This window comes from Acinetobacter sp. V115_6, from assembly GCF_031799025.1.
GTDB classification, from domain to species: Bacteria; Pseudomonadota; Gammaproteobacteria; order Pseudomonadales; family Moraxellaceae; genus Acinetobacter; species Acinetobacter pittii.
In genome coordinates this window covers 1,211,039-1,233,006 of the sequence record NZ_JAVQNO010000021.1, presented here as the reverse complement: position 1 = coordinate 1,233,006, position 21,968 = coordinate 1,211,039, and the positions used below count along the sequence as shown (strand labels likewise).

The window sequence follows — 21,968 nt, the reverse complement described above, 5'->3', positions numbered from 1 at the left end:
TAATAGATTGTTTTTATAAATATATTTTTAAGGATTGAAATATGAATAATGATACAACAAAAAAATTAGGCGAAGGACTTTCAAATCGCCATATCACAATGATTAGTATTGGCGGTGTTATTGGTGCAGGTTTATTTGTCGGTTCATCCTCTGCAATTGCCAAGGCGGGCCCAGCAGTAATTCTTGCATACCTCATTACCAGCATTATGGTATTTCTGGTGATGCGAATGTTAGGTGAAATGGCCGTTTTAGAGCCGGACACTGGTTCATTTTCTACATATGCCCGTAAAGCGATTGGTCCTTGGGCAGGCTTTACCATTGGTTGGTTATATTGGTGGTTTTGGGTGCTTGCGATTCCTGTAGAAGCCATTGCAGGTGCTGAAATTTTACATTCGTGGTTTCCGAACGTTTCAGTTTCTATTTACGCATTTTGTTTTATTGTGTTCTTAAGCTTAGCTAACTTTTTTAGTACCAAAAGTTTTGGTGAGTTTGAGTTCTGGTTTTCTTTGGTCAAAGTAGTGGCCATTATCGGTTTCATTATTATTGGTATTTTGGCAATTTCAGGTATTTGGCCTTTAGCTAAAAATGTTAGCGGTGTTGCCAATTTATACAATAATGCTGGTTTTATGCCGCACGGTATGGGAGGCATTTTATCTGCCATTTTAATTACGGCATTTTCATTCTTTGGCGTAGAAATTGTCTCAATTGCAGCAGCGGAATCATCAAACCCTAAACAGAAAATCAGACGCGCTACCAATTTGGTGTTGTACCGTATTATCCTTTTCTTTGTGGTCTCAATGTTCATTGCTGTTTCACTTGTCGACTGGCGTTCACCAGACTTACAAAAGTACGGAACATTCCAATACGTTTTAATGAGCTTGAACGTACCGGGCACTAAACTCATCATTGATACGGTCGTGTTTATCGCCGTTGCGAGTTGTATGAATGCTGCGATTTATACGTCCTCTCGTATGCTATTTCGTTTGGGCACTCGTAGTGAAGCGCCTCAGGCAGTAACTAAAATCAATTATGCAGGTGTACCTGCAATTGCAGTGTTTTCTTCAACTTTTATTGGTTTAGTGTGTTGTGTCATTAACTATGTATTCCCTGGAAAAGTATTTGGCTTATTGCTTTCAAGCACAGGGTCAATTGCTTTACTGGTGTACTTAGTTATTGCGTTCTCACAACTACGTTTAAGACATAAGTTAGAAGCAGCTGGAGCGGAAATACCATTTAAAATGTGGTTATTCCCATGGCTTACTTGGTTTGTGATTATTATTATTTTAAGTGTGTTAGCTTATATGTTCTTCTCACCAGCATATAGTTATGAAACCACTTTATCTTTAGGTGTAACTTCGCTTGTGGTGGTTTGTGGTTTGTTTGTCACGCGAAAGCGTAAAGCAACCAGAGCGGTTGCCATGAATTTGGATTAATCATCCAATAAAATTAAATTATATATAAATTAAAAAAGAGACCATAAACGGTCTCTTTTTTTCTCTCATATTCCAAGATTTAGACGAACTATTTAGTCGTATCAATACAGACTAAAACCGATAAACCTGGGCGTAATAATTTAACGTCTTTTTGATTTTCAATAAGCTTAATTCGTAAAGGAAGGCGCTGAACAATCTTGGTAAAGTTACCAGTCGCGTTAGTCGCCGAGATGGGAGAAAAAAATGCGCCGGTAGATGGAGAAAAGCTATCTACCACACCTTTTAATTCAACGTTATAAGCATCTACATAGACATTAACTGGTTGTCCAATCTTGATCTTTTTTAATTCAATTTCACGGAAGTTGGCTTCAACATAAACCTGATCTAAAGGAACAACCACCATGAGTGGATTACCAGCACTCACAAAGTTACCTACGTTAGCTGACTTTTGACCAATCATGCCATCAATAGGCGCACGAACCTCTGTATAGCTCAAATTTAGTTTTGCTTTATCAAGTGCGGCTTGTGCTTGTTTAAGAGCAGCTTGTTTGGCTTGTACCTGAATCTTGTATTGGTTGAGCTGATACTGTGCATCAATCACTTTTTCTTTACTGCTGTCTAAGTCAGCATATTGTTCAGTCAATGTAGTCTTAGACTGCTGGGTAATTAATCTAGATTCCGCTCCAAGTGCTTGTAGTTGCTCATAACGCGCCGTATTGTCTTTTGTGAGCTTAATTCCAGCTTCTACTTTTCTCAGCTGTGCTTCAGTTTCACGAATAACAGTGGGTTGTCTATCCACTGCGAGCATTGCTTCACTCAGGTCAGCTTGCGCTTTGGCATAATTAGATTCAGCCTCAGCCAAAGCAGCTTGATAATCACGTGCATCAATCCTTGCTAAAAGTTGGCCTTTTTTTACGGTCTGATGATCTTTAATGTAAATTTCTTCAATATTGCCAGATACCTTAGGGGCAATAGTTGAATACTCTACATCTACACGTGCATCGTCTGTTTCAACAACCGAAGACGGTAAAAATATAAGTTTTAAAACCCACAAAATAGATGCTAAGACAATAATAAACGCAATAGCCATAACCCAATGCTTTTTGAGAAATTGCACCTTGGTTAACTTGGGTGGTTCGGTATGGGTGGTGTCTTGGGCTTCGAGAGTACTCATAAAGATTTTCCTGAGTTATGACTATTCATTAACTTAATGAGAGCAATACGTGGCGGATAAGTTCGAACTGGCAAAATCAACATCACGATGAATAAAATAGCGGTAAGGCCAGCTAAGATGAGATATTGATCGCTAATAACTAAAACTGATTGTTGCGCTTGAATCGCAGAATTTAGGGCAGATAAACCACCTGAAACACGATCTGCACCATTTGCGGTGAGCACAGGTGGAGTAAGTGGATTAATAACAGGGCCTTGAATATTTTGGAAAACATGTTGGGCTGTATTTTCAATCAGCCGTGTTGAATGGTATTCACCGCGAACTCGATTGACCCAGTCCAAAATACACACACCCAGTACACCGCTAATAGCACGCGGGGTATTAATCATAGGGGATGCATAAATTGCCATGGTTGGGTGAACGCTGTTTGTTCCCATCATTAAGAGCGAGAGCACGACACAGGTTTGTCCCAGACATGAGATTGCATGCCAAAAATAAAATTGGTCTTGATTCCATGTGGTATCAAGTTGACTTGCACCTAGGCAACCCGCAATGACCAGAAGTAAACCAAATCCGTGTACATATCGGCTATCCACCCAAGCTTGATTTAAAAGCTTCACAACAATAGGAATATAGATAAATTGCAATGCCGCAATTTGTAAGCCAATCCACATGGTCTGAGTGGGTTTATAGCCATGCACAGCACTTAAGTAATTGAGTGGTAATGTGCTGGTGGACATACCAATAATGACAAAGCAAAAGAGTGCGAAAACAGCATAAGCAAAATTTCTGATTTCGAGCATTTGCGGTTTAATGAGTGGTGAAGGATAGCGCCATTCATGTATGAAAAACCAAGGTAAAGTAATCGCACTGATTAAGGCCAATACACAAATTAATTGGGAATGGAACCAATCTAAATGATTTCCATGCAACAACATGGTGCTCAGGCTCGCTAAGCTAATAATTGCTAAAATGGCACCCATCCAATCGTAAGTTTTTATTCTTGAATAATTAAGAGGATCTTGGGGAATCCCAAAATACACCAGAGCAGCACTTAGCGCACAAAAAGGAATGGTTTGAAAAAATATCATTTTCCAGCCAATTACATCTAAATAAAAAGCTGAGAGTGCAGTACTTAAGTTGGGAAAGAACGTCGCAGTTAATGCATAGCAGGCTAATCCCCATAGTCGAATATCAGGTCCTAAAAATCTAAGCGCACAGGCCATGAGTAAAGGAATGGTTAAACCATTAGCGAGGCCTTGTAAGCCACGTAATAGATAAAAGATTTCGATATTTGGACTAAAAGGAATTAAAACGCTAGAAAAAAGGCAAAGTCCTATAGCAAAAAGAAGAACTCTGCGCATAGAAAAAATGACTGCCCAACTCGTAGACAGGATCATTCCAATAATCATTGCACTTGCGTAAATACTGTTAACCCAATAACCCGAGTCGACACTAATGCCCATTGCACCTCGAATGTCGACTAAAGTAATGCTGGTAATTCGGTTATTAAATTCAACAGTCATTGCAGCAAATATTGCACCTGCTAAACCGATGAGTGGCTTTGTATTCATCTTTTACCTTAAATCTTAAACATCAATTCATTGCACGGAGTAGATATTTACTGTACTGTACCGATCGGTACTCTACTCTTTAATTAAATTTCCGTCAATTCTCGATTTTGACGTTTTCGATGAGTTACACTTAGAATGAAATCGCTAAAATTTTTATAAGGTTAATATGTCTGTTACAACTAAAACCAATGAAAAAGATCAAAAAATTCTGGATGCAGCAACAAAGTTTTTTTTGATCCACGGCTTTAGTGGCACAACGACCGACATGATTCAAAAGGAAGCGGGAGTTTCAAAAGCAACAATGTATGGTTGCTATAAGAATAAAGAAGCGATGTTTGCAGCGGTGATTGAACGTCAATGTACCAACATGCAAAAACAAATTATTTTAGTTGAGACAAAAGCTGACAATTTACGCTCAGCTCTAACTGAAATTGGGAAGACCTATCTGTGTTTTATATTATCGCATTCAGGTTTGGCTTTTTTTAGGGTTTGTATTGCAGAAGCTGTAAGATTCCCTGAGTTATCTGAAAAATTCTTTGAATTGGGTCCAAAGCGTCTGGCAAATATCATTGCAGGATATCTAGAAAAATCCGTTAGACAGGGCGAAATTGAATTAAGCTCTTCTTCAGAAGTTGCTGCGAATATATTTTTATCGTTATTAAGAAGTGATGCTCATCTAAAATGTTTGACGCATCCTGATTATTTAATATCAGAGAATGAAATTAGTACTTGGGTTGAATATGCAGTTGATTTATTTTTAAAAAATATCAATTATAAACCAAGTTAATTTAGGAAGTTTTATTCTATCTATAAGCCCTAAATGTAGAAAATAAAAAAGAGACCAGCGAGTGGTCTCTTTTTTTAAATTGATTAGATAGCCTTTCTGGTCATCTCACCATTCACCAACCTTAAAATTTGCAATGGATTGCTGTCTTTTAAAGCTTCTGGCAATAAACTCTGCGGATAGTTTTGGTAACACACAGGTCTTAAGTAACGGTCAATTGCCAAGGTTCCAACAGAAGTACCTCGTGCATCTGAAGTGGCTGGGTATGGCCCGCCGTGTACCATGGCATCACATACTTCTACACCCGTTGGGTAGCCATTTATAAGTAATCGACCGGCTTTTTCCTCTAAAACTGGAACTACATCTGCAAACTCGGTTAAGTCAGCTTCATCAGCAATTAAAGTCGCGGTCAGTTGCCCATTCATGCTTTGTAAGGCCTGAATGAGTTGGGCTTTATCTTCAACTTCAATGATGACTGTGGTTGGCCCAAAGATTTCTTCTTGTAAAAGCTGGTCGCCTGCTAGCAATAATTCAACATCAGCTTTAAACAGTTGCGGTTGCGCCTGATTGCCTTGCTGGGTTTTACCTGCCAAATGTTCAATGCCTTGATGTGCAGTTAAGTGCTCAAGACCTGCGGTATAACTTTTTAAGGTGCCGGCATTCAGCATAGTCTGTGCAGGCTTAGCGCCCATAATTTCAGTCAGGTTGCTAATGAGCTGAGTAAATTCGGCTGATTTAATACCTAAAATTAAACCCGGATTGGTACAGAACTGACCACAGCCTAAAACAACCGAATCTGCTAAGTCTTGTGCAATTTTTTCACCACGGTTTTTTAATGCTTCTGGCAATAATAACATCGGGTTAATGCTGCTCATTTCGGCAAAGACCGGAATTGGTTGTGGACGGGCTGCGGCCATATCACATAAAGCGCGACCACCACGAAGTGAACCTGTAAAACCTACAGCCTGTATTAAAGGATGTTTCACTAAAGGTTCACCCACACCATTACCGTAGATCATGTTAAATACACCTTTAGGCATATTTGATTTTTCTACGGCACGTTCAATAGCTTGAGCCACGAAGTCTGCTGTGGCCATATGCCCACTATGCGCTTTTACTACCACAGAACAACCAGCTGCTAGTGCAGAAGCAGTGTCACCACCTGCGGTTGAAAAGGCCAAAGGAAAGTTACTTGCCCCAAAGACGGCAACAGGGCCTACACCGATTTTAATCTGGCGCAAGTCTGGGCGCGGTAAAGGCTGACGTTCAGGTAAAGCCGTATCAATACGGGCACCTAAAAAGTCACCACGGCGTAGTACTTTGGCAAACAGGCGCATTTGTCCACTGGTACGGGCACGTTCACCTTGTAAGCGTGCAAGTGGCAAAGCGGTTTCCTGTGAGACGATTTCTAGGAAATCTGTACCCAAAGCATCAAGCTCATCGGCAATATTTTCTAAAAAAGTAGCACGCTGTTCAGGTGATGTATGGCGGTAAGTCTTAAACGCTTGACTTGCAGCTTCACAGGCTTGATTCACCTCTTGTTCGGTTGCATGGCGAAATTCATAAGGCAAAGCTTCGCCAGTTGTTGCATTCACACTTTTTAGTAAAGTTGAACTTTGTGTGGTGCGTGAACCACCAATAAAGTTGTGTCCGATAATGGTCATAACAAATATCCTGAAATTAATGAGAGTGTCTTGGAAGGTTGTCTTGTTTTACGACTCGCATGTATAAAGTTGCGGGTTCCAAACAACCACCAGTAGATAATTGACCTACCATGTTGCGATACATTTCTTGCCAAGGTGTTTGAGATGCAGAGACCATCGGTTTCCATTCACGGCGGCGTTGTTCTAACTCTTCGTCAGAAATGAGTACGTTGACTGAACGTTTATTTAAATCAATACGTAAACGATCATTGGTTTTTAATAAAGCAATGCCGCCCCCTACAGCCGCTTCGGGTGACATATTGAGAATAGATGGGCTGGCAGAAGTTCCACTTTGGCGGCCATCTCCTAAGCAAGGCAGTGAATCAATCCCTTTTTTAATTAACTCTGCGGGTGGGGCCATATTTACAACTTCCGCACTGCCCGGATAACCAACAGTGCCAGCGCCACGGATGACCAAAATACAATGTTCATCAATTTTTAAAGCTGGATCATTAATTCGGGCGTGGTAATCCTCTGGTCCTTCAAAAACGATCGCACGTGCTTCAAAGCTATTTTCACTATTTGGGTCAGATAAATAGGTTTTCTTAAATGCCTCACCAACGACAGACATTTTCATAATGGCACTGTCAAAGAAATTACCACTCAGCACGATAAAACCTGCGCCATGTTTCAATGGTTGTTCATAAGGGAAGATTACATCTGCATTTGAGGTTTTTGCATTTTTAGCAATTTCCCCAATCGTTTTACCGCTGACTGATGCACAGTCTTCATGTAAAACACCTGCTTTTTGTAATTCATGTAATACAGCAGGAACACCACCGGCACGGTGGAAACCTTCACCCAAATATTTGCCCGCCGGCATGCAGTTCACAATGAGCGGGATGCTTTCTCCAACACGTTGCCAGTCTTCTAAACTCAGCTCAATCCCCATATGACGAGCAATTGCAATTAAATGAGGAGGGCAGTTACTTGATGCGCCTAATGCTGAGGCTACCGCAATGGCATTTTCAAATGATTGTTTGTTCATGATTTTAGAAGGGCGTAAATCTTCTAGAACCATTTCACAAATTCTTTTGCCTGTCATATAGGCCATTTGCCCACGTTCACGATACGGCGCCGGAATACTTGCACATGTCGGTAAAGACATACCCAACGCTTCTGCCAAAGCATTCATAGAAAGTGCAGTGCCCATGGTGTTGCAATGCCCGACCGAAGGCGATGCTGAAGTGGTCATTTCCATGAAGCCTTCATAGTCGATTTCACCTGTGGCAAGTAAATTTCTTGCATGCCAAAGTACCGTGCCTGAGCCAATTAACTCACCTTTAAAATGACCATCTAACATTGGCCCACCAGATAACACGATTGCCGGTATATCTGTTGTTGCGGCTGCCATTAAACATGCAGGTGTCGTTTTATCGCAGCCCGTTGTTAGTACCACACCATCAAGTGGATAGCCATGTAAGATTTCAACTAGACCTAAGTAAGCTAAATTTCTATCGAGTGCAGCAGTAGGGCGTCGAGACTGTTCAGCAATTGGGTGAACGGGAAATTCCATGGGAATACCACCCGCATCTCGAATACCCGCTTTAACGCGTTCAGCAAGTTCTTTGTGGTGACGGTTACATGGGGTTAAATCACTGCCAGTTTGTGCAATCCCAATAATCGGGCGGCCGGATTGTAGCTCGGCACGGGTCAGGCCATAATTCATGTAACGCTCGACATAGAGTGCTGTCATGTCAGCATGTGTAGGATCATCAAACCATTCTTGGCTACGTAAAAAAATCCGTTTATCTTGATCATTCATTTTTAGATCCTTCTACTGATCTTGCTCAGTAATTTAATTTTTCAAGTGCTGAATATTACGATTGAACCAGTCGATAATACGTGAAAATTATAGTAATTCACGTTGCTTCAAGTTACGCATCAAAGCATTTATTCCAAAATTCCACGGCGTTGCTTTGTCACTGGTCATGACCGTGTTGTATAGAGTGCCGAGTTTAGGTGAATGAATACGGACCACATCTCCAACTTTATGGGTAAAGCCAGCCCCAGCTTGTTCTCGATCTTGAGTCGGTGCAAATAAAGTACCTAAGAACAAAACAAAACCGTCTGGATATTGGTGGTTTTCATTGAGGGTTTGTTGAATTAAATCTTCCGGGTCACGGCTAATCTGAGACATAGAGCTCACCCCATTAAGCACAAAGTTATCTGTCCCTTCAATTTTCAGTTCAACATCGCAAGCGCGGATATCATTTAAAGTAAAAGTATGGTCAAAAAGGCGAATAAAGGGGCCGATTGCACACGAAGCATTGTTATCTTTTGCTTTACTCAACAGTAGGGCGCTACGGCCTTCAAAGTCCCGTAAATTCACATCGTTACCTAAAGTCGCACCTAAAATTTTACCTTGGCTATTGGCAACTAATACGACTTCTGGTTCTGGATTATTCCACTCAGACTTTGGGTGAATACCAATATTTTGACCCGTTCCTACGGCTGCTAAAACAGGGGCTTTAGTAAAAATCTCGGCATCTGTACCAATACCCACCTCAAGATATTGAGACCACATTTTTTGTTCAATTAAATATTCTTTGAGTTGCAGCGCTTTATCAGAACCGGGTTCAATTGTTTTTAAATTATCGCCGATTACCCCTTGTACAATTTCACGGATGGATTGGGCTTTTTGTGCATCGCCACCTGCTTGCTCTTCAATCACGCGTTCTAACATGCTTGCGGCAAAAGTAACACCTGCCGCTTTAATCACTTGCAGATCAATAGGGGCTAAAAAATATGCCTTGTTGGTATCTGGTTCAGCGACTGTGTTGGCAAACAACTCATCAATTGATCCAACTAATTTTCCTTCAATTTCAGATAAAGCTTTTAAAGGATCTGAACTTTCAAGTAACTGGGAAATCGTGTGGAACTTTTCAGAAATATCAAAAACCTGATCACCTTTTAAAAGAATTGGAGATGGACCGGAAATTTGATTTGGAATCCACGCGCGACCAATTAAACATCCTTGGGTAGCGTCGTCTGGTAATGAGTTCTGGGAATTTAACGTAAAGTTCATTTAAAGCATCCTTCTTTTATTTGAAATCATGATATGTTTCTTATTTAATAAACACCAATCGTAATAATTTAATTATTAATAACGAAAAGTTATCGAAAAGGATTTTTATAAATGGCAGATTTGACTTACACAAGTTTAAATAATTGGTTGAAATTTAAACACTTGGTGTTGTTGGAAACTTTGGCGAGAACCAATAACATGCATTTAGCTGCCGAGCAGATGAATTTAAGTCAACCTGCTGTTAGTAAAATGCTAAAGGAAATTGAGGGTCTGCTTGGGTTTCAGGTCTTTGAGCGGCTGCCTAGAAATATGCCAGTAACAGCCTTGGGTGAACATGTAATTCGATATGCCCAGCGTGTGTTAAATGATGCAAAGCATTTTGTCGAAGACATTGAAATTTTACGATTAGGTGGTCACGGTTTTTTAAAAGTAGGGGGTATTTTTGCTGCAACCGCTGTGGTGATTCCAAACTCAATTATTGAGATTAAGAAACAATGGCCGCTACTTTCTATTGATGTTGTTGAGCAGACCAGTGACCATTTAATGGAAATGCTAAGTGAGCATACTTTAGATTTAGCTATTGGCCGTTTTACCGATGTGACACAAAGTCAGTTTTTTGATTTTCAACCTTTAGGCCCAGAGCCGTTTTGTATTGTTGTAAATAATGCTCATCCATGTGCAAAGAAAAAGTTTTGTACATTAGAAGAATTATTAAATTGGCCGTGGGTACTTTATCCTAAAGGCACGCCAATTCGACAACGTATGGAAGGCGCATTTGCCCGAGCTAAAGTTAAAATTCCCTTAAATACAGTCAATACCATGTCGATGCAGACCTTTTTGCAGATCTTAAAAGGTGCGCCTATGGTAGGAATGTTGCCCGAAGCCATGGTGATCGATCAGGTAAAAGAAGGGCAATTGCAGATTTTAGAAACAGATCTAATTTTAGATGCGCAGGATTATGGAATTTTGACGCGTAAAGATGAACCAGTTTCTGATATTGCAGCAGCATTTATTAATATCTTACTTAAAAATGCGAAACGTAAATAAAGTATTCAGCCTCAAGCCAAGGAGCGGTTTGAGGTTTTCAAGTTGAAAGACAACTTGCTTTATTGAGTAAATTTATAAACACAAAACTGATATTAAAAAGTTATCAATATTTAGAAATTATTCATTGGAAATTATTGAAAGGACTCCTTATCGTTTAATTCACGACAATTACAAAAGTTTTTAAGTGAATAAAAACTAGGAAAGGACCTCTGTATGAATGTGCTAATCACTGGTGGAACAGGTTTTATTGGAAAACAAATTGCCAAAGAGATCTTAAAAACTGGCAGTTTGAATTTAGATAACAATAAACCTGAGCCCATCGATAAAATTATTCTGTTTGATGCATTTGCAGGCGATGATTTGCCGCAAGATCCGAGAATTGAAGTGATTGTCGGTGATATTACCGATAAAACTACAGTTGCTCATATTACAGAAAATATTGATGTCGTTTGGCATTTGGCTGCTGTGGTGAGCTCGGCAGCGGAGGCTGATTTTGATTTAGGTATGGATGTTAATCTGTATGGACTCTTAAATTTATTAGAAGAATTAAGAAAGAAACAAACTACGCCTCGAGTCATTTTTGCCAGTGGCTGTGCTGTATTTGGCGGACAGTTGCCAGAGATTGTGACAGATGAGACTGTGGTTACACCAAAGTCTTCTTACGGCATGCAAAAGGCAGTAGGAGAATTGCTTGTATCGGATTACTCAAGAAAAGGCTTTATTGATGGCCGTATTTTAAGACTACCGACTATTGTGGTTCGTCCCGGTAAACCTAATAAAGCGGCATCGACATTTTTTAGTTCAATTATTCGCGAACCGTTAAAAGGCGAAACGGCCGTTTGCCCAGTACCGTCAGATACTCCAGTCTTTGTTACTTCACCGCGACGTTGTGTTGAGTCGATGATTAAAGCGGCGTCAATTTCTTCAGATGTACTTCAAGATAACCGAATCATTCCTTTACCGGGATTAACAGTTACGGTTAAAGAAATGCTGGAAGCGCTTGAAAAAGTTGCGGGCAAACAAGCAACTGATTTGGTGCAATGGCAAGAAGACAAAACCATTCAACGTATTGTTCAAAGTTGGCCTGTTCAGGTGAAAGCTGAATATGCCGAATCTTTAGGTTTCCAAGCAGATAAAAATTTTGAAAGCGTGATTCAGGCACATATAGAAGATACCCAAAATTAATGGCAGTGATCGCCAGTTGATGTGAGAGTTATTATGGAAGATATCAAGAATGTAACTGCTCTCGAAGAGCAGACAATTAAACGTATTTCGAACCGAATTATCCCGTTTCTCATTATTCTATTCATTATGGCATTTCTAGACAGGACCAATATTGGTTTTGCTGCGTTACATATGAATGATGCACTTGGAATTACTCAAACCATTTTTGGTTTAGGTGCGGGTGTATTTTTTCTAGGTTATTTTATTGCAGAAGTACCGAGTAATATTTTACTTCATCGGTTTGGAGCGCGGATCTGGATTGCCCGAATCATGATTACTTGGGGAATCATTGCAGCACTAATGGGCTTTATTCATAGCGGCACGCAATTTATTGTTTTACGGTTTTTACTCGGTATTGCTGAAGCGGGTTTCTTTCCAGGCGTGATCTTTTATTTAACCTTATGGTTTCCTGCAAAATATCGTGCCCGTGTTTTTGCCACGTTTTATCTTGGATTGCCAATTGCTCAAATTATTGGAGCACCAATTTCAGTTGGTCTTATGCAATGGGGCAATACCATTGGCTATGAAGGCTGGCGTTTGATGTATGTGCTAGAAGGGATCCCATCCATTATTTTAGGACTAATCTGCCTTAAATATTTAACCAATAACCCAAAAGAAGCAGAGTGGTTAACAGCTGAGCAGCGTCAATGGCTCATGAATACGCTTGAACGTGAAGAAAGAGAAAAAGAGCAATCTGCCGATGCTGCTTTAACTAAAGGTGAACTCATTAAACAAGTATTTAAAAATCCTTTAGTTTGGATTATGGCGGTTGTTTATTTTGGAATTACTTCCGGTTCAAATGCAATGTTCTTCTTCTTACCAAGTGTTTTAGAGTCATTCCGTAACACATTTGGTATGCAAATTAGCCTTATTCAAAATGGTTTACTTACCGCAATTCCATATGCATTTGCAGCTGTTGGAATGGTGCTATGGAGCCGCCGTTCTGACCGTAAACAAGAACGTTATAAACACGGTGCTTGTGCTGCACTTATGGCGGCATTAGCCATTGCGATTGCACTGATTGTAAATCAACCATGGGCAATTATAGTGGGCTTTATTCTTCTTGCGATTGGTGTATTTAGCGCGATTAATATTTTCTGGACCATTCCTGGGCAAACTCTAACGGGTGTGGGTGCCGCAGCTGGAATTGGGTTAATTAACTCGGTGGGTAATTTAAGTGGTTTTACTGGTCCATATTTAACTGGATATTTATATACCACCACAGGCACCTATACAGTGGCATTCCTTGCGATTGCTGGCTTTGTAGCAATGGGTGGTTTGGGCTTGTTGTTATTAGCAAAGTTAAAATCGAATAGTTTAAAAGTAGAACAGCAGCAACTTAAAGTTCGAACTGCTACGGAGATGAAATAATGGTGACCATCGGATTTGTGGGTACAGGCATTATGGGACTACCGATGGCTATGAATTTACTCGAAGCAGGCCATCAAATTAAGGTTTGGAATAGAACTTTATCTAAAGCAGATAGTTTAAAAGAAGCTGGTGCCCAAGTTTGCTTTGACCTTGAACAAGTCGGGAAAGATGTAGAGTTTTTGATTTGTATGCTCAGCGATGGAAAAACCTGTGATGAAATCCTGTTTAAAGAACACGGCGCGACTTCGAAGCTAAAACCTGAAAGTACGGTCATTGTCATGAGTTCAATACCCGTTGAAGTTGCACAAGCACAAAGTGAAAAATGCAGAGAAAGAGGGTTTAAATATTTAGATGCTCCAGTCTCTGGAGGCGAAAAAGGTGCCAAAAATGCAAGTCTTGCTATTATGGTAGGCGGTGAAACTAAAATATTTTTACAAGCTGAAACTATTTTAAGTGCAATGGGCCGACCAATTTTAGTGGGTGGGGTTGGCTGTGGAATGCTGGCAAAACTGGTAAATCAAATGATAGTCGCATCCACCATTGCAACCGTGAGTGAAGGTTTATTGCTTGCCAGTAAAGCAGGAGCAGACCCGATAAAACTCAAACAAGCATTAACAGGCGGTTTTGCAGATTCTCCGATTTTGCAACAGCATGGCGAACGCATGTTAAATCGAGATTTTAAACCGGGAGGTACAGCTCGAAACCAGCATAAAGATATTCATACAGCCGTTAGCTACGCTAAATCACTAGAATTGAATTTACCTGTTGCCCAACAAGTCAGCCAATTATTTGAAAATATGCTTGCTGCCGGAGATGGTGAGTTGGATCATTCTGGTTTAATTCGTGAACTTGAGCGAATGAATCCAGTGTGATGTTACTTTGATTTAAATTTAGCGGTATTTGATGATAGACATAATCAGGTACCGCTTTTTTTATGCTTGATGCTAATACCTTGAAATAACCTTAATGGTCCGTACGTGTCGCTTTTATATATTCTTAATATCTACTGACGGAGAAACTCCAAAAAAACGTTTATATTCTCTGGAAAATTGCGACAAACTTTCATAGCCGACTTGCATGCTGGTAGATGAAATATCATATTCTTCGGTCATTAATAAACGCCGTGCTTCGGTCAACCTTATTCTCTTTTGATACTGTAAGGGACTCATTGAAGTTATATCCCTAAAATGTTGATGAAAACTTGATGCACTCATCCCCAATGTGCTTGCCAGTTCCTCAATACTAAATGATTTTGCAAAATTTGTTTTCAGCCATTCAATCGCCTTCACAATTCGATGCCCTGTAGTGCCTGCCGCTACAATACGTTTAAGTCGGTCACCTTGTGGGCTCATCAATAAACGATAAAAAATTTCCTTAATAATAAGAGGAGACAAGATGGGAATGTCTTGTGGCGTATCTAGTAGTTTTATTAACCGTATAAACGCATCATTCAGCTCTGAATTGACTACTCCAACCGCCATTCCTTTTTTCTCAGTATTTACATCTTTAAAAGGAATATGCGCCTCAAGCATGATTTGGGCGAGTACATAAGGGTCTAGGCGTAACACGATTGAAAGATAAGGTCGCTCAACTGAAGCTTCAAGCACTTGAGCAATTACAGGCAAATCAATTGCAGTAAAAAGGAAATGGTTAGAATCGTAAGTATAGGTTTCTTCACTAAGAATCACCTGTTTTTTCCCTTGAGCAATCATACATAGACTGGCATCCATCATGCTGCTACTTGGTTGGGCCAATGTCTCTGCACGATATAAAGTCAATCCCATAATAGGTGCTTCGAATGTACCTTTTTCTCGGGTCCATTGATCGATAAGTTGAGCTAATTCTTGATTACTGTCTAGAGAAGACCTATTCGACATTCAGATTCCACCGATTACCCTCTGTGTTTTTATTGTAGGCATTTCAAATAAGAAAAATAGTGAGAAGTGCAACAATTCGGAGGATTAGGCAAATCTGTAAGAGGAATAGAACAACACCTTACAACTTTCATTTTTATACTGAGGAACATGGCAAAAAACTGATTGATTCAATTCTGCTGGATCACCGTTTCCAAAACGTATTCATGGGTTTTCAAAATCAATAGCCATTAATGAATATCCAATGAAGGAATCATTTCTACTTAAACATTAAACACGAGAGAAAAAATATGACAACTGAAGTTTTAGGTTATGCCGCGCTGTCATCAGAAACTCCTTTAGTTCCGTTTAAATTTGAACGTAGAACCCCACGTGAAGATGATGTTGTTATTCAAATTGAATATTGTGGTGTTTGCCATTCCGATCTACACCAAGCTAAAAATGATTGGGGATTTAGTGCTTATCCATTAGTTCCGGGCCATGAAATTGTCGGGCGTGTCACTTCAATCGGACCTAAAGTCACAAAGTATAAAGTGGGTGATTTAGTGGGCATTGGCTGTATGGTCGACTCATGCCGTACTTGTTCTGCTTGTCATTCAGGGTTAGAGCAATATTGTGAAGAAGGTAACATCCAGACTTATGGCGGCGTAGATCGCCATGACCAACGCCCAACTTATGGTGGATATTCACAAAGCATTACCTGTAGCCAAGATTTTGTATTAAAAGTACCTGAAAATCTGGATGCTCAAGCTGTGCCACCACTGCTTTGTGCTGGCATTACCACTTGGTCGCCGCTTCGTCACTGGAATGTTGGTAAGGGGAGTAAAGTCGCTGTAGTGGGGTTAGGTGGTTTAGGGCACATGGCGATTAAACTTGCCAATGCTCTAGGCGCTGAAGTGACATTATTTACCCGCTCAGCCAACAAAGAACAGGATGCAAAACAACTTGGCGCACATCATGTTGTGTTATCAACAGATGAGGCTCAAATGAAATCAGTATTAAATCAATTTGATTTGATTATTGATACGGTGCCTTATGACCATGATTTAAAGCCTTATATTCCAACTTTAGCTTTAAATGGAACTATTGTGTTAGTTGGATATTTAGGTGAAATCAGTGCAAATTCAGTACCTATGATTTTGGGTAGAAAATCAATTGCTGGCTCGGTAATTGGTGGAATTAAAGAAACACAAGAGTTGCTCGATTTTTGTGGTGAGCATAATATCGTTTCTGAGGTCGAGATGATTGATATGCAAAATATCAATGAAGCTTTTGAGCGTATGTTAAAGAGTGATGTGAAGTATCGTTTTGTGATTGATATGAAAACTTTATCTGATCATTAATATGGTTTGATCTGGGCTGTGCATCTTTTTAAAAAGGTGCACAGCTTATAGCCTTAATCAAAATGTAAATATTGAGATGTGCTTTTATAAAGAACTATCATCTAAAGCTCTTTCAATTAAGGCAATAATCAACGCATCGTCACGAATTCTTCAGATGATGTAGGATGAATAGCAACGGTATTATCAAAGTCCTTTTTAGTTGCCCCCATCTTTAGAGCGACTGCAAAGCCTTGTAGAATTTCATCCATATTCAAACCAATCCCATGGATACCAACAATTTTTTCCTCTACACCAACACATATAAGCTTCATTTTAGTGAGTTGTTTATGTTGTGCCACGGCGTCATACATTGCTGTAAATGAAGATTTGTATACTTTAACCATATCTTTGCCAAATTCTTCAATCGCCTGTTCTTCGGTTAATCCAACTGTTCCAATAGGCGGGTGACTAAATACTACAGTGGGGATATTGTTGTAATCTAAGCATTCATTAGGCTTGTTATTAAATAACCGTTCTGAGAGCCTACGTCCGGCAGCAACTGCAACAGGCGTTAATTCAACCTTTCCAGTAATATCTCCAACTGCATAAATACCAGCGTGTGTTGTATTTTGGAATTTATCAACTTTGATAAACCCTTGTTCATCCAATTTTACATTTGTTAATTCAAGTTGGAGAGCTTTGGTATTGGGTTTCCTTCCAACAGCCCAAATAAGACAATCTACAACTTGTTGAGTTCCATCTTTTAAATGCAACATGATAGAACCGTCTTCTAATTTTGTTACTTTACTGATTTCAGCATTTTTATGAATTTTAATATTCTCACTCTGCATAATTTCTAATAATGCTTCTCCTAAGAACTGATCTAGATTACGTAGGAGTTTTTCGCGTCGAATAAAAAGCTGGACATCTGAACCTAATGATTTAAGGACACCAGCTATTTCTACTGCAATATATCCTGAACCCACAATAGCGGTACGTTTTGGTAATACTTCTAAATCAAAAAAGCCATTTGAGTCGATACCATGTTCAGCACCTTCAATTGCAGGCCAACTCGCTTCTGTACCAGTAGCTATGAGAATGTGATCAGCTGTTAATAAATCTCCGTTTACTTCAATTGTGTTTTTATCAATAAATTTTGCAAACCCATGTATGACATCAACATTATTTTTACTGAGGACATTGTTATAAGAGGTATGAATTCTTTCGATATATGCCTGTCTATTTCTAATGAGTTTCTGCCAGTCAAATGATTTTACTTCCGTAGTAAAACCATATGATGGCGCATATTGACGAATTGCGTCAGCAATATGAGCAGCGTACCACATCACTTTTTTAGGGACACAGCCAACATTAACGCATGTGCCACCAATATCTCCTGCTTCAATTAATGCACATTTTTTTCCATACATGGCTGCTCGATTTACAGAGGCTATACCGCCACTGCCTCCACCAATTGCAATATAATCGTAATGTTTAGACATGGATAACTCCTTTATTTGCTGAATAGTAGAATCCAGCAACACCTAGAATGGGGCCAATCAATAATATCCATGCTGAATCCAAGCCAATTATTTCAAAGGCATAGGTTGTCAATGCAATAGATATGATAGTCAGTGTAAAACCAATTGAATTTTGAATAGCTAATGCCGCACCAACTTTTTCGGATGGACAAGATTGGGCGGAAAGCGCAGAGAATTGCGGTGAGTCTGCAATAACAGAGGCTCCCCAGATCGCAAATAAAACCAATAAGAACCACGCAGGTAAAAAACGCCAGCCTAGAGCAAATACCAAGCAACTAAAACCTGAGATAGATAAAGATCCTATAGCAACATATCTATTACCTATATATTTAGAAAGATATCCGCCCACCAAGCAACCAATTGCTCCACATGCCATTACAAAAAAAGTAAGGAGCGAAATGTTGTTGTATCCCAATTTTTCTGGAATACCTGATTTAGCAATAAATAAAGGAATAATCGTCCAAAAGGCATATAATTCCCACATATGACCAAAATAGCCTATAGCAGCTGCACGAAATTTTCGAATTTTGAAAACCTGAAAAGTGCCACCTGATGACACTATATTTTGTGATTTTGGAGAGACTGTTGGGTCTCCTAGCTGGTAAATTAACAAGGCTGCAATCAATGCAAGACTTGAAGAACAGATCATGACTGTTTGCCATGCAAAATGAGTGGGGAAACTATTAATAAAATAGGGAAGAGCCGTGCCTAATGTCAGCATAGCAACTAATTTTGCTAGTGCTCGCCCAGCCTGATGAGGTGCCCATAGAACGATAAGTTTCATTCCGATTGGATAGATCCCTGCAAGACATAATCCCACGAGAAAACGATATATAAGGGCATCCATAAGTCCATGAGCGAACCATGCAAAGCAGAAATTAAAAAAGGCGCCTAATAGTGTTGAACAAACAAAAATATGGCTGGCTTTAAAGCGGTCTGCTATTTCTGTATAAGCAAATACAAAAGTTCCAATGATAAATCCCGCCTGAACAGCGTTGGTAATCCAGCCAATATCTGCAACTGTTATCTGCCATTGTTGCATTAAATCTATTGCTGCACTATTTGCACTAAACCACAAGGATGTGCCCAATAGTTGAGCCAAACTAATAATAGTAGTGGCATGTAAGCCATAACTTTTTTTATTATTTTGAATGTTGTAACCTACCATGTAAGGCACTCCCATTTAGGTAGATAACTATTTAAAGTACTACCGTAAAATTAGAGGTTGTCCGATGGATATTTCACCTGACATAAAAATTAAACTAATTTTGTTGGGATGGTCATAGTGGGTGCTATACATGGACGAATATAAAGGGAATGCTTTATTTAAAGCATTCCTATATTTTCTTTTATTAGAAATAGATTAGATATTTGAGTTTAAAAATATTTAAATATCCGAGCCAATCTTAAGAAAGCACGCCAACAATTTTTCCTATTACCTTAGGATCAAGTTCTGTTCCATTATTCATTGCCCATCTTACAAAACTACTTCCTTCCATTAAACTTAATAATTGAAAGGCTTTCTGATTTTCATCACCTTCGGCAAGTTCTCCATTTTCTACTCCTAAATGGATAATTTTTTCTATCCAAGATAATTGGATTTCAAAATATTTACGGGTCAACTCTTGCATGCTCTCTGGTAAAACAGCCATTTCAGCAGCAAGAGCTCCACATAACGGTAACATTCCTTCAGACATTGAGCTTCTAAATAAGGAAGCAAAGGCACAAAGACGTCCGAATGCATTAGGAAAATCATGTTCAATTTTTTCAAAATCTTGAATAGTCTGTTCAATATATGTTTCGACTATTAAAATTCCTAAATCTTCTTTTTTGGGAAAATAATGATGAATACTGGCTTTTTTAATACCAACAATCTTCTCTAAATCAGCATAACTAAAAGCAGCATAACCTCTTGATCTCAACATAAGCTCTGCTGAGTTAATTAAACTTTGGCGAGTATCAATGGTCATATTCGTAGTTCCCAGACTAGAGAGATTTGGCGGCATACTATAGCATTGTTGTTAAAGATGAATCATCTGATAAACGAGTATGCCACCCATCACATATTATTTGTTTGCAATCACTAATTGCGGTTTCATTCGAATTGATCGTGAAAAATTGGCGAAATTTGGTGAAGTTTTTAGAACAGCACTATGTATTTCATCCAATTGTTCTTGTGTCCCATCCGTATCAATAACTACAGTGTATTGGACTTCATCATATCCAGGATTAATTTTTTCATCTAAGCCTAAGAAACCTCTAAGATCAAGCTCTCCAGAAGTATCAATTTCTAATGAATTAATCTTGACACCTTTAGTAGCAGCAATAGCTACATAAGCAACTGTAAGACATGCATTAAGTGCAGCCATCAATAATTCTTGTGGATTAGGTGCACTATCTGTTCCTAAAATTTCATGAGGTTCATCAGCAGCTATATGGAAGTTACGTTCATAAGTCTTACCAAAGAGTTCATAAGATTTCACAGTTGAAACAGAACGTGTTTGACCCGCCCATCTTGTTTGTACGTTAAAACGAGCTTTTGAAGTAGTAGGATTCTGGCTTACTTTATCTGCAAATTGTTGAAAAGCATTTAGATCAATTTCATTTACTACATTGTTCATTATAGAACTCCAATTAAGATATAAATTGTGGTGAATGGAGAATAATTTCCCCATCACTAAGCTTGTCTATGTAACCTCTGGTGAGGTTACATTTCGTCATAAGCATCTAAAGTTCGTGCCGAGTACACATAGGCTGCACCAGCATTTAAAGCGATAGCAGTTCCTAAAGCTGCCGCAACTTCTTCTTTTGTAGCACCTGCTTTTTTAGCTGCGCCCGCATGAGCTGATATACAACCATCACAACGCGTAGTAACTGCTACTGCCAACGCAATCAACTCGTGAGTTTTTGCGTCGAGTACTTTATTTTCACGCGTTGCAACTTCTAAGTTGTGAAAAGCAGTAGCAACGGGTTTATTTGCTTTTGCAAAATTACCGATGTTTTTAACAAGAGTAGATAATCTGTTAGTCCATTCACCGTTCATTTTCAAACCTCATCATTTATTAAATATTATTTGCCTAGTTTTCTTGATGCCATGACACCACCATCCACATCCCAAATAGCACCAGTTACCCAAGATGTTTTTTCAGAAAGAAGGAATACAATAGTTTCTGCTACATCGTTTGGGGTACCGTTTCTTCCTAAGGGATGGAAACTATTGAAATCTTGAAGTGCATTATCTAATTGATCTGAAGGAATGAATCTTTCAAAAATACGGGTTTCCACCATGCCGGGACTAACAGCATTTACTCGAATTCCATGTTCTGCTAGCTCTGCAGCCACATGACGGGTCATAGCTTCTAAACCCATTTTTGCCATTGAGTAGGCAGATGCGGTGACAGTTTCGATAGCTTGGCGAGCTGCAACAGCAGAAACATTTACAATTGAACCTTCTTTATTCTGCGCAACCATTGATGAAGCAACTTGTTGGGTAATAAAGAAAAATGCGCGGTTTAGATCCAGAAAATTGTTATAGTCATTTAGCGAATGCTCTAGGAAGCTTTTAGGATAAAAAATTCCTGCTGAATTAACTAATAAGTTAATGTCTTTATGTTCACTATCCAATTTGCTAATTAACTTTTGAACACTATCAAAATTTGTTAAATCAGCAGTCAGTGCAAAAACTTGTTCTTCAGTTGTTATAGCAACTAATTGTTTACGGGCAGTCTCGGCTTTATCTGTGCGATTGCCAACAATTACTACAGTCCCACCTTGTTCAGCAACTTTCTTTGCTGTTTCTAAACCAATGCCACTAGTACCACCAATGACGAGAAGTTTCTTGCCTTTAAATTGTTGCTCACTCATATGATCACCTAATCATTAATACTAATTAG

General features: G+C 39.2%; 19 protein-coding genes. 7 read left to right on the top strand and 12 right to left on the bottom strand.

The window, feature by feature from the left end:
• Window positions 1-41: 41 nt before the first annotated feature.
• Window positions 42-1,433: an amino acid permease gene (locus RMA94_RS14210; RefSeq protein ID WP_005075928.1), complete on the top strand. Its 1,392-nt coding sequence runs from the start codon at window positions 42-44 to the stop codon at window positions 1,431-1,433.
• 88 nt (window positions 1,434-1,521) lie between these two features.
• Here the strand turns inward: RMA94_RS14210 and RMA94_RS14205 are convergent, their stop codons facing one another.
• Complete coding sequence (locus RMA94_RS14205; protein WP_032003689.1) at window positions 1,522-2,607, bottom strand: HlyD family secretion protein; 1,086 nt, start codon at window positions 2,605-2,607, stop codon at window positions 1,522-1,524.
• Window positions 2,604-4,181 carry an MFS transporter gene (locus tag RMA94_RS14200; RefSeq protein WP_069123413.1) on the bottom strand — a complete coding sequence of 526 codons (1,578 nt, stop codon included), beginning with the start codon at window positions 4,179-4,181 and terminating at the stop codon, window positions 2,604-2,606. The genes RMA94_RS14205 and RMA94_RS14200 overlap by 4 nt, the downstream gene beginning before the upstream one ends.
• Window positions 4,182-4,347: 166 nt before the next feature.
• Here RMA94_RS14200 and RMA94_RS14195 point away from each other — a divergent pair, with 166 nt between their 5' ends.
• The gene (locus RMA94_RS14195) at window positions 4,348-4,968 is read left to right on the top strand and encodes a TetR/AcrR family transcriptional regulator (protein WP_311083540.1); all 621 of its coding nucleotides are present in this window, start codon (window positions 4,348-4,350) and stop codon (window positions 4,966-4,968) included.
• Between the two features lie 83 nt (window positions 4,969-5,051).
• On the opposite strand, the gene RMA94_RS14190 is transcribed toward RMA94_RS14195, so the two are convergent.
• From RMA94_RS14190 to RMA94_RS14180, 3 genes are all read right to left on the bottom strand, one after another.
• A complete protein-coding gene (locus tag RMA94_RS14190; RefSeq protein ID WP_311083538.1) occupies window positions 5,052-6,629 on the bottom strand; it encodes an aldehyde dehydrogenase (NADP(+)) in 1,578 nt (525 codons plus the stop codon).
• Between the two features lie 16 nt (window positions 6,630-6,645).
• Window positions 6,646-8,433 (bottom strand): IlvD/Edd family dehydratase, encoded by a 1,788-nt coding sequence (locus RMA94_RS14185; RefSeq protein WP_311083536.1) that lies wholly within the window; start codon window positions 8,431-8,433, stop codon window positions 6,646-6,648.
• 87 nt (window positions 8,434-8,520) lie between these two features.
• Window positions 8,521-9,696, bottom strand: coding sequence for a fumarylacetoacetate hydrolase family protein (locus tag RMA94_RS14180; protein ID WP_233732769.1), 1,176 nt, complete (start codon window positions 9,694-9,696; stop codon window positions 8,521-8,523).
• Between the two features lie 111 nt (window positions 9,697-9,807).
• Between RMA94_RS14180 and RMA94_RS14175 the strand changes: the two genes are divergently transcribed.
• From RMA94_RS14175 to RMA94_RS14160, 4 genes are all read left to right on the top strand, one after another.
• A complete protein-coding gene (locus RMA94_RS14175; RefSeq protein WP_086376248.1) occupies window positions 9,808-10,743 on the top strand; it encodes a LysR family transcriptional regulator in 936 nt (311 codons plus the stop codon).
• Between the two features lie 213 nt (window positions 10,744-10,956).
• Window positions 10,957-11,928, top strand: coding sequence for a D-erythronate dehydrogenase (gene denD, locus RMA94_RS14170; RefSeq protein WP_233732766.1), 972 nt, complete (start codon window positions 10,957-10,959; stop codon window positions 11,926-11,928).
• Between the two features lie 33 nt (window positions 11,929-11,961).
• Entirely contained in the window at window positions 11,962-13,338 is a 1,377-nt protein-coding gene (locus RMA94_RS14165) for an MFS transporter (protein WP_032003681.1), read from the top strand.
• Window positions 13,338-14,210 (top strand): NAD(P)-dependent oxidoreductase, encoded by an 873-nt coding sequence (locus tag RMA94_RS14160; protein WP_311083530.1) that lies wholly within the window; start codon window positions 13,338-13,340, stop codon window positions 14,208-14,210. Before RMA94_RS14165 ends, RMA94_RS14160 begins: the two co-directional genes overlap by 1 nt.
• A gap of 114 nt (window positions 14,211-14,324) precedes the next feature.
• On the opposite strand, the gene RMA94_RS14155 is transcribed toward RMA94_RS14160, so the two are convergent.
• A complete protein-coding gene (locus tag RMA94_RS14155) occupies window positions 14,325-15,215 on the bottom strand; it encodes an AraC family transcriptional regulator (protein ID WP_311083528.1) in 891 nt (296 codons plus the stop codon).
• Window positions 15,216-15,502: 287 nt separating this feature from the next.
• On the opposite strand from RMA94_RS14155, the gene RMA94_RS14150 reads away from it, so the two are divergent.
• Window positions 15,503-16,555: an NAD(P)-dependent alcohol dehydrogenase gene (locus RMA94_RS14150; protein ID WP_311083526.1), complete on the top strand. Its 1,053-nt coding sequence runs from the start codon at window positions 15,503-15,505 to the stop codon at window positions 16,553-16,555.
• Between the two features lie 128 nt (window positions 16,556-16,683).
• On the opposite strand, the gene gorA is transcribed toward RMA94_RS14150, so the two are convergent.
• The 6 genes from gorA to RMA94_RS14120 form a co-directional block, all read right to left on the bottom strand.
• Window positions 16,684-18,036 (bottom strand): glutathione-disulfide reductase, encoded by a 1,353-nt coding sequence (gene gorA, locus RMA94_RS14145; RefSeq protein ID WP_311083524.1) that lies wholly within the window; start codon window positions 18,034-18,036, stop codon window positions 16,684-16,686.
• Window positions 18,029-19,243, bottom strand: a complete 1,215-nt coding sequence (locus tag RMA94_RS14140; protein WP_311083522.1) for an MFS transporter — start codon at window positions 19,241-19,243, stop codon at window positions 18,029-18,031. The genes gorA and RMA94_RS14140 overlap by 8 nt, the downstream gene beginning before the upstream one ends.
• 238 nt (window positions 19,244-19,481) lie before the next feature.
• The gene (locus RMA94_RS14135; RefSeq protein WP_068556604.1) at window positions 19,482-20,045 is read right to left on the bottom strand and encodes a TetR/AcrR family transcriptional regulator; all 564 of its coding nucleotides are present in this window, start codon (window positions 20,043-20,045) and stop codon (window positions 19,482-19,484) included.
• Between the two features lie 96 nt (window positions 20,046-20,141).
• Window positions 20,142-20,696 carry an OsmC family protein gene (locus RMA94_RS14130; protein ID WP_068556605.1) on the bottom strand — a complete coding sequence of 185 codons (555 nt, stop codon included), beginning with the start codon at window positions 20,694-20,696 and terminating at the stop codon, window positions 20,142-20,144.
• Between the two features lie 86 nt (window positions 20,697-20,782).
• Complete coding sequence (locus tag RMA94_RS14125; protein ID WP_311083520.1) at window positions 20,783-21,118, bottom strand: carboxymuconolactone decarboxylase family protein; 336 nt, start codon at window positions 21,116-21,118, stop codon at window positions 20,783-20,785.
• Window positions 21,119-21,144: 26 nt separating this feature from the next.
• Window positions 21,145-21,939, bottom strand: coding sequence for an SDR family NAD(P)-dependent oxidoreductase (locus RMA94_RS14120; protein ID WP_068556606.1), 795 nt, complete (start codon window positions 21,937-21,939; stop codon window positions 21,145-21,147).
• Between the last annotated feature and the right edge of the window lie 29 nt (window positions 21,940-21,968).